Source organism: Prevotellamassilia timonensis, from assembly GCF_021531665.1.
GTDB lineage: Bacteria > Bacteroidota > Bacteroidia > Bacteroidales > Bacteroidaceae > Alloprevotella.
This window is the reverse complement of the sequence record NZ_JADYUH010000026.1, coordinates 24,783-33,623: the sequence shown is the minus strand read 5'-3', so window position 1 is coordinate 33,623 and position 8,841 is coordinate 24,783. Positions and strand designations below refer to the sequence as shown.

General features: G+C 43.2%; 7 protein-coding genes. 1 reads left to right on the top strand and 6 read right to left on the bottom strand.

Annotated elements, in window-relative coordinates:
• Positions 1 to 198 precede the first annotated feature (198 nt).
• From tnpB to I6E40_RS05990, 3 genes are all read right to left on the bottom strand, one after another.
• Complete coding sequence (gene tnpB / locus I6E40_RS06000) at positions 199 to 705, bottom strand: IS66 family insertion sequence element accessory protein TnpB (RefSeq protein ID WP_235386058.1); 507 nt, start codon at positions 703 to 705, stop codon at positions 199 to 201.
• A gap of 67 nt (positions 706 to 772) precedes the next feature.
• A complete protein-coding gene (locus tag I6E40_RS05995; protein ID WP_235386057.1) occupies positions 773 to 2,818 on the bottom strand; it encodes a TonB-dependent receptor in 2,046 nt (681 codons plus the stop codon).
• A gap of 115 nt (positions 2,819 to 2,933) precedes the next feature.
• The gene (locus tag I6E40_RS05990; protein WP_235386056.1) at positions 2,934 to 3,545 is read right to left on the bottom strand and encodes a helix-turn-helix domain-containing protein; all 612 of its coding nucleotides are present in this window, start codon (positions 3,543 to 3,545) and stop codon (positions 2,934 to 2,936) included.
• A 320-nt stretch (positions 3,546 to 3,865) separates the two neighbouring features.
• Here I6E40_RS05990 and I6E40_RS05985 point away from each other — a divergent pair, with 320 nt between their 5' ends.
• Positions 3,866 to 5,155: a Fic family protein gene (locus I6E40_RS05985; RefSeq protein ID WP_235386054.1), complete on the top strand. Its 1,290-nt coding sequence runs from the start codon at positions 3,866 to 3,868 to the stop codon at positions 5,153 to 5,155.
• Between the two features lie 340 nt (positions 5,156 to 5,495).
• On the opposite strand, the gene I6E40_RS05980 is transcribed toward I6E40_RS05985, so the two are convergent.
• The 3 genes from I6E40_RS05980 to I6E40_RS05970 are packed head-to-tail and all read right to left on the bottom strand — an operon-like array spanning position 5,496 to position 8,834.
• Positions 5,496 to 6,566 carry a DUF1972 domain-containing protein gene (locus tag I6E40_RS05980; protein ID WP_235386053.1) on the bottom strand — a complete coding sequence of 357 codons (1,071 nt, stop codon included), beginning with the start codon at positions 6,564 to 6,566 and terminating at the stop codon, positions 5,496 to 5,498.
• A gap of 24 nt (positions 6,567 to 6,590) precedes the next feature.
• On the bottom strand, positions 6,591 to 7,691 hold the full coding sequence (locus I6E40_RS05975; RefSeq protein ID WP_235386051.1) for a glycosyltransferase family 4 protein: 1,101 nt from the start codon (positions 7,689 to 7,691) through the stop codon (positions 6,591 to 6,593).
• 39 nt (positions 7,692 to 7,730) lie between these two features.
• The gene (locus tag I6E40_RS05970) at positions 7,731 to 8,834 is read right to left on the bottom strand and encodes a phosphotransferase (RefSeq protein WP_235386049.1); all 1,104 of its coding nucleotides are present in this window, start codon (positions 8,832 to 8,834) and stop codon (positions 7,731 to 7,733) included.
• Between the last annotated feature and the right edge of the window lie 7 nt (positions 8,835 to 8,841).

The following is an 8,841-nucleotide window of genomic DNA, read 5'->3' as shown; positions in this document are numbered from 1 at the left end:
TTCTTACGGGAGAGACGGTCGGGTTTTGCTCCGTAGAGCTGACGTTCGAGATAAGCAATTCTTGCTTTTAAATCCTTGATTTCGGCCACGAGATCGGAGTAGGAGGGTGCTTGAATCATGATGTAAAATTACTAATTTCCAACAACATAAACAAGCCTTTTCTCGCATTTTTTTACCGTCAGGCGACACTTTTTCCCATTATTTTTTGCGGCATAATTCAAGCTTCCCGTTTGGGTTCGGAAACCTTTTCCTCCTTGCCACTTTGGGCGATATTCCTTCCATCAGCAGCACCAGTTCGTCCCACCGCATGGTGCGGAAGCCGATGCCTTCACGCAAGAAAATGCGTGGATGGAAACGTCCCTGTTCAAGCCTTTTGTAATACATCACATAACCTCCCCTTTCCCAATGAAGAATTTTCATCAGCTGCCTGCTGCGTCCCACAAAGATATACACATCCCCGTTTGAGGGGTCAAGTCCTACCTTTCTAACCTGCCCGCACATTCCGTTTACTCCGATACGCATGTCACTGGGATGTTGTGACATGACGATGCGGTTGTTTTCATTCAAATTAAACATGGCTTTTTTTGCCTGCAAAGTACGAAAGCGCGAAGAATTTGAACAAGACGGTTGATTTCGGATGGTTACGCTATTCCGTGTACCAATTGGATATTGGCTATTGTTGTTTATCTGAAAACCAACATACATTTGCATCGTTTTAACGATGTGTTAAAATGATGCACTTTGATTAAAACTAAAGAATATACAAAGTGCTTTATTTTATAATGCCATTATCCGTATCACGCAGGTTTATCTTCTTTTCTGCTGACTTATGCTTGCTTCCACGGCTTAGTCGCCAAGATACATTCAGCGTAACGAGATTACCGCTATCCTTGGAATAACCAATAGTGTGCTTATACAGATTACGGTTGAGCAACTCGTTCTCATACGACTTGTAGTTGCACTTGAAAGGGTTAGCCCACGACAACGAGAATTGCCAGTCGCGCCATGAATAGGCAGCTTTCAGTACCGAATAGGCTCCATTGTAGCCTTTAGATTCTCCCTCCAAGAATCGGTTGCCGTTATCTATGTATCCTTGCAACGTGAATTTGCCGAGATAAGCCGTGATGCTCCCTACATAATACCACGATGTATAGCAATGTGTATAGTCGTTGCCGTAATTAAAGCATCTGTTCAATCCTCCATAGGCTGCAATCTGAAGTTTTTCGGGCAAGAGCCAATAGCCAGCGTACGCCATAGCGTCCAGTGCATCAATTTCCTTTTGATTAATCTGAGTGTATATGAATTTATTGTCGTCAGTCCGCTCATAATGTGCCATGTTCGGTTTGAGACATTGCTTGTAATAACCATCTACAGAGGTCTGCAGACGATTGGTGTTATATGAAAACTGCAATCGATGCTCCATAACGTGCGAAGGTTTCAAGTCTGGATTGCCTACAGTCCATTCCATACTGTTTGTGCGAACCATTGCGTCGCTCGTCATGGCTATACGGGAAACTACGTCCTGCACCCGATAAGTGTAGCTCAACTGCATGCTTTTATTGATTTGATATGTCAGAGATGCCTTTGGGTGAAAAGTCCAGAAATTATATCTGTGCCCGTTCTGGGTGTAATGGATATAACTTGCACCCGCACCTAATGTGTAACGCAACGGTTGGAGCATGCCCTTGATTTCGGCAAAGGCATATAGGCGGTTGTTGTTGGTCTTGGTCAAAGCTGAAGCATCGCCAAGATAGTCGTTCTTTGTGTGTTTATAGCTATAGTTCAAGCCTGTTGAGAGGGTAAACGGTTTGAGTCTGTTCTCATAAATCGCCTCAGTAAGGAGAGAAGCTGTCTTGCCATCCACATCATATTGATAAGGTGTACCCTCGTCATAATAGCTGCCTGTCTGTGTGGATATATAGGTACCTACGGCATTGGCTGTGATGGATTGGCGTGGGGTGAGCTGACGAAAGAAATAAATATCCAAAACAGGCGAATGACTCTTATTGTGTTCTCGGCTTGTAGCCTGATATTGTCGAGAACCATCCGTGATGTCCTTAATATTATAGTTGCCAGGAGCGTTGTTGAATGCCCCGCTCAAGGATGTTTGGAATACGGTTGCTGTGGAGTCCGACCAGTTATAGGTTAGTTTTGTATCATGCGCAATAGCTTTACTAAGCGACTCCACATCATTTCGCTCAATAGTGTAGATACTGCCGTCAGTCAAGGTATATTGGGACAGCTGCTTGCTCTTTTCGCCTTTGTTTTTATATCCACTCACATCATACGAAAGCGACCATTCACTCTTTCCGCGGTTCCATTTACCATACACCGAGCCGTCGCCTTGCAGGGTTGTAAGAGCCGAAGTTACGTCCGTGCCAATAGTATAACCGCTCTCGCTCCTGCGTGTAACTATATCAATCACATAGCCAATGCTTTCGTCATAACGAACGCCGGGGTTGTTTATAAAGTCAATCTTGGCAATATCTTTTGGATTAAGCGCCAACATCTCCTGTTTGCCTACAACAATGCCATTTACCCGAAGTTGAACGCTACCTCTGTTATCAATAGCGGTAATAGTATGGTTGATGTTGTCAATACGAATATTGGCAAGTGTGAGTTTCTCAAGAATGCTGTAGCCATTGTTTGAAGCCTGCTTCTGTGCGTCGGTAGGATAGACGATCATGCCGTCAGGCTTGTACACAACCTTAGCGGCTTTTACCGTTACTTCATCAAGCGTGACGGTCTTGTCCACATTCTGAGCGTAAGCACAGAATGCAGAAGTTAGAATAATTGAAATTGTAGCTAATCGTTTCATTTTACGCCATTTTTTGTTTTATGGCGCAAAACTACATCCTCTTTACAAGGAAGCCTGTTATTTAGTCTGACATCTCCCTGACATTTCCCTGACAAACGGCTAACAACGAATCTATCTATCTGAGTTTCAAACTATAACTCTTACCTCGATCCGATTCGATTTTCAGGGTGCTATGTGTTTCTATGATAGGTTTTATACGTCTAATTAGCGTATAAAGCGTATCGCTTGCATCAGGTTTCTTAGGCCATAGTCGGTCGCAAATCTCCTGTTTCGATAACGTATGGGTATCTGTCGTTATGAAAATTTTAAGCAAGGAGTGTTGCATAGGAGTAAGCCGAATCTCCTCACCCGATACGGTCATAAATTTATCATCATGGAACACAATACCTCCGTACGCCAACCCTTGAACTATCAACTCTGGCTTATTCCTTCTTACATACCACAAGCTCCCCAACAACCACAATGCACCAAACACGAAAAGAGAGCCCGAAGCTTTTTGATCGGACATCATGAAAGTCGTAGCAAAGCTGCAATTTGCCTCTGCCACCATCTTGGTCTCCCAACGTCCACCTCTGCGTACGGTACGCATGGCAATACCTGCCGTATCTTTCAATTCGGCAATGGTGAGACAGTTGCGGTAACAGCGTATGGTGTCTGTGGTAACCACATTGTCGGGCATTTTCACAAGAACTTGCTTCAATGCCTGATCCACATCCTGGGCTATCATGTATTCTGTTCTGCAATAGCTGTTAATGCTTGTACACAACGCACAAAGCATAAGAAAGCTGAACACTATGTATAGAAGGTTCTTCATAATTTATCCAATGTAATACGTGTGTTACATTAATAACGATACGAAAGTACATTTTATTACTATAACCACAATTTTGTTAGAATTTATACATAGAGTCGTTATTCTCTTGGAGACGTCGCAAAATATGCGGTATTTTACGGGTTTATTTGGCGATTCGACATTATTTTATTATTTTTATCGCAGAATATGCGGCGTTTTATGCCATTCTTTGTCGCACACAGAATAAATACATTATGTATATACACGAAAGAGATAATTGGACAAACTTCCGTTGGGATGCTTCTGAGGTATCAAAGCTTCAGGAAATAGTATGTCGTAAGCAAGGTTTGCTTTACGGCAGATTGAGCTCGCTCGGCTTTGATAGTAAACTCAGAGCCATGGCAGAGAACTTGACACATGATGTAGTATATTCTTCAGAAATAGAAGACATACGACTGAATGAGGAGCAGGTGCGTTCTTCAATCGCCAGAAAACTGGGAATTGAAAACGTGAAATATACAGCTCCTTCCCATTATGTTGACTCTGTGGTTGGCGTAATGCTCGAAGCCGTGCAGAACTATGATCAGCCTCTTTGTAAAGAGAAACTCTGCGCTTGGCAAGCGGCTTTCCTCCCAACTGGTTTTAGCGAAGGTAGTCAAATAGAGATTGGACAATACCGCACAAACGAGGAACATATTGTTAGCGGAATGTTTGGTCGTGAGAAGGTGCATTATGTAGCCCCTTCTCCTAATCTTGTAGAGGGCGAGATGCAAAAGTTTATAGATTGGTTTGATGGCGATGACACAGGGGGTAGCGTTGTCCGTTCAGCCATAGCCCATTTCTGGTTTGTAAGCATACATCCTTTCGAAGATGGCAATGGTCGACTGGCTCGCATTCTTTCTGACATGCTTCTTGCTCGAGGAGAGAAGAGGAGCCAAAGTTTCTATAATATATCATCTCAAATCAATAAAGACAAAAATCACTATTACGACATTCTGGAACGTATGCAACGTGGCGATGGAGACATCACAGAATGGCTGGTATGGTATATGAAAAAACTTATTGATGCACTCGACGAAGCAGAAACCATTGTTACCACCATCTTGAACAAGAGTTTCTTTTGGCAGAAGGTTGCATCCATACCCATGACAGAGCGACAGACACAAATGCTCAATCTCTTCCTTGATGGCTATGAGGCAAAGATAACGTCTAAGACTTGGGCATCCTTGGCTAAGTGTTCCAAAGACACCGCCCTACGCGACATACAATACCTCGTCAGCAAGAATATATTGGTAGAAAACATTCCAGGAGCCAAACGACCAAGCTATTCCATTGTCTTTGATGCAGAGGACCTCACACAATTCTTTACCGATGTGTGTATTACCCAAGAGAATGGCATACCATATCTCTATGCCCTGTTCAAAGGTCACAGAAAGGTTTGTGAAAGAATATTACCACTCGATGCTGAGCGTTACCAAAAGGGAGATTTACCACTGTCTAATCTGCTCAATAAGTACTACTCATATTTGATGGCTAACGATTAGGAACATAACATTAAAACCAAGGGTCTTCTGATATTGAAAGTTACAAGTACAATATCAGAAGACTTTTTTCGGTAAAAGAAAAATAGCCATATTGTAATTAAGTTTAAGGTTTACGTTTACCCATGTATATATACATGTTCCTCTAAACTTATTAAAGTAAACTTGATTTAGAGCAGACAGGTTTATTACCTTATTATATATATGTTTATGAATGAATGATTGTCAATTCGATTCGAAATTCCATGTAAAAGTAGTAAAAATGTGGCATAGCCTTTCATCCTATGCAGTTAAAGTATTTTAATCAGGCGATGCTTCATGCACAATCATGCTTTGCTACCTTTTAAAAAATGGCTTCATATTGTTTGATGATGTTTTTCCATGTGTAGTGATGATAAGTCAGATCGGTCAAGTCACCATCATTTTGCTTTACGTTCATGCTGAGTTCTTTCAATTGTTCGGCATCAAGGTAGTAGTGAGCCATGTTGAAGGTGGTTTCTCTGTTGTATTCCACTCCGTAGGCCAGTATGGGGCATCCGAAGAACATGGCCTCCACCAATGAAGGATTGGTGCCGCCCGCACTATGCCCATGGACATACAAGCGGCAGTTTTTGCGCAGAGTATAGAGCTCGTCAAGGTCGTAGATACTGTCTAAAATACGGATATTGTGTATCATGCCATATTTGAACCTCAAGTTCTTGCTGTAGCTGCTGTGGTTCCAGTTGCCGATAAACACCAGCGGCATACCGCTTTCGGCAAAGGCCTGCAATGTGATGTCGCATTTGTTTTCAGGCTCTATGCGGCATATCGACAAGGCATATCCTTTTTTGTCGAGCATATACTCGTTCAATATGCTGCTTTGTTTCTCCTCCGACACATTGCGCAGCACATGGTCTCCACCGTAGGCTATCAGTTCAGAACTTTTCCCATATTTTTCTTCGACATATCGCTGTATCACCTTGTTGTCGCTAATAACGATATCAGCGCACCTCACCGCCAGCTTTTCGCTCAGTCTGAGATACCATTTGGCAAATCCTCCCCATTTGGCACGGGTATGTTCCAAACCGTCAATGTTGACAATCAGTTTCTTATGGAAAAGCAAACGGAAAAAAGGCAGGAAAACACCCCCTGAAACACCCAGTACAAGCACAGTGTCAAAACCTATGATGCAGCACATCAGCGACAATATATCGTAGAAAATGCTTTGTGCACCGTTGGCGTGGAATAGGGGGATATATATCAGTTTGGCCCCATTGAATGTCTTTCGTCTGTCGTCATAATCCTTTGCCGAACAGAACACGGTGTATTTGATGTTATAACTACGGTTCACTCCAATCAGGTTTTCCACCAGTGTCTCAAATCCACCGTATTTAGCAGGCACTCCCTGTGTGCCAACTATTGCAATCCGTTTCATTGTTTAATATTTCTACTTATTGGTTTACCGTATGCCATTCTGCAGAAGCGTTTCTATGGCAGAAATCATGTTCTTTGCACAGAAAAGCCTTGCTTTTTTCAGTGCATTGTTGGCCATTCCGATATAGTTTTGTCTGTCTGACAGCATTTCATGTATGCGCTTCTCTATCAGTTCCAAGTCTTTCACGTCAATCTTATATCCATTCTTGCCGTTTTCCACCAGCTCAGCCACTCCACCAACAGTGGGCACGATTACCGGTAGTCCGGCACTCATGGCCTCAAGCACTGTCATGCCGAATGTTTCGATGCATTTCTCCTTGTCCGTCAGGTTCAGCACAATAGAAGCCTTCATGTAAAAAGGTGTCGTATCGCTTTGCCGAGGATAAATCTTGAGGTTGGCACCCTTGATTGCTTTCCCGTGAATAGACTTCAGAAAACTGTTGATATTCTCCTGCGTTTCGTTGAGCACCAGGATGAAGCGATATTCAGGCATTCTTACAGCCAATTCAACAAACTCCCTTGTACCCTTATATGCTTTGAGCGAGGCAATCATGAGTATGGTTTTGAGGTTGAAAGCCTTTTCGGCATCAGGTGTCATTCGTTCCACAAAATCTTTGGGCAGCGCATTGGGGATTACCGTCACCTTGCTTGGGTCGGCCAATGAAGAAGCCTGATAACCCGATACGCAGACGATTTCGTGAGCCAGCCGTTGCATCATCCATGCCAGCGTCTTGTAGAAAACTCCTTTCACAAACGCATTCTCGTGGTAATGATACACCACCCGTTTGCCCGTGAGTCGTCCTGCCAAAGCTCCGCCTATAGGGAGCAACGTGTTGATATAAAACACCACATCACGGTGGAACATCCATTTCAGTGCAAGGAAAAATGTATAGATCTGCACCACGGCATATCTTGCCATGGTAATGGCCGGATTGTTGGAAAAACGATAGAAATACGAATGTTTTCTGAAATTCTTCATGCCCTCCAGTTCATCCAGCACACCGCCACACGAAGACACCAAGTCCACGTTGTAGCCTTTGTTCAGCAACCCCTCCAGCACCATCCTCAGCACCTTGGGGCTTCCACTATAATCGTTGAAGAGATGAAAACAGACGATAGTTTTCATTTATTTAGATTTAATCAATGATATTTGTAACAATCATGGTTACATGGTTAATCCAGCCAAAAGTCCACTCCATATTTGCATCAGCCTGCTGATGTCGCCGTTTATTGTTCCCTTTTCTCTTATGGTAAAACGTGCTATCATGTCCAGCAGATAGCATTTGAACAGTTGCTTGTCCATCCATTTCCCATCCGGCGAATCAACATAAGCCATGATGTCCTGGGCTGTCCAGTGACGCTCGAATATGAATGTCTGGATGAAGAAATGATATTTATCCAACAGGGGAGGGTAGGTCATCTGGGCATATTCCCAATCAAAGACAAATAGTTCGTCCTGCTCCACATACATGTTCCATGGAGTGAAGTCAGCATGATAAGCACAAAAGCCAACACGTTTTCCCTCCCAGTGCTTGACAGTATCTTCAACGGCATTCATCACCATAGCCTTGTCCACCTCTTCGGGTAGCCAGTCGGTATGTTTTTGCAAAGCCGTGAGCACCCGACAAAAGTCGCTCTTTTCAAATGCTATTTCTTGAATGGTCGCTTCTTTCAGCCGTAACAGAAATTTGTCGTGTAGTATTCCCCATTCGTGTACCACCTTTGACTGACTTGTTTTTGTTGTACTTTGCACGAATAGGCTCACCCCGTTGCCCAAATCTCCACAGAACAGACATTCGGGCACACTCCTTATACCTTTTTTATGCAGAACATTCAACAACTGTGCTTCATTTTCAAACAATGCGGCTATTTCACAACTGTCTGTAGCCTTGCAATACCCCAATATCCTGTGTCCTTTGCTGAGTTGAATCGTTATTTTCTGATGTACACAGGGTGTTCCGCAGAAGATGGAAAAATCCAATTCTTCCGTGTCAGTTACCTTCTCCAGCAACTTCTTCAAATTCACATCAAATCTGCATCTGATTTTCTCCGTATGAATCAGACTCCTCACCATCCGTATCTTGTGCAGCATAGGAAATCCTCTTTTCATCCATTTCCCCTTCCAGCCGCTTGGCTGATATAGTTCCATTGCTGTGCGAAGGTTTTTGGCAGGCATTATCCAGATCTTTCCATCGACATTATTGAACCGATAGAACAGGCATCCTTCATCGAGGTTAAACAATTTGTTGAAAACAGCAGTGATAGTCATCAAATGC

Coding starts and splice junctions, on each gene's coding strand:
- tnpB (WP_235386058.1), bottom strand. CDS start 705: ATGTATGTTGGTTTTCAGATAAACAACAATAGCCAATATCCAATTGGT.
- I6E40_RS05985 (WP_235386054.1), top strand. CDS start 3,866: ATGTATATACACGAAAGAGATAATTGGACAAACTTCCGTTGGGATGCT.
- I6E40_RS05995 (WP_235386057.1), bottom strand. CDS start 2,818: ATGAAACGATTAGCTACAATTTCAATTATTCTAACTTCTGCATTCTGT.
- I6E40_RS05980 (WP_235386053.1), bottom strand. CDS start 6,566: ATGAAACGGATTGCAATAGTTGGCACACAGGGAGTGCCTGCTAAATAC.
- I6E40_RS05975 (WP_235386051.1), bottom strand. CDS start 7,691: ATGAAAACTATCGTCTGTTTTCATCTCTTCAACGATTATAGTGGAAGC.
- I6E40_RS05970 (WP_235386049.1), bottom strand. CDS start 8,834: ATGACTATCACTGCTGTTTTCAACAAATTGTTTAACCTCGATGAAGGA.
- I6E40_RS05990 (WP_235386056.1), bottom strand. CDS start 3,545: ATGATAGCCCAGGATGTGGATCAGGCATTGAAGCAAGTTCTTGTGAAA.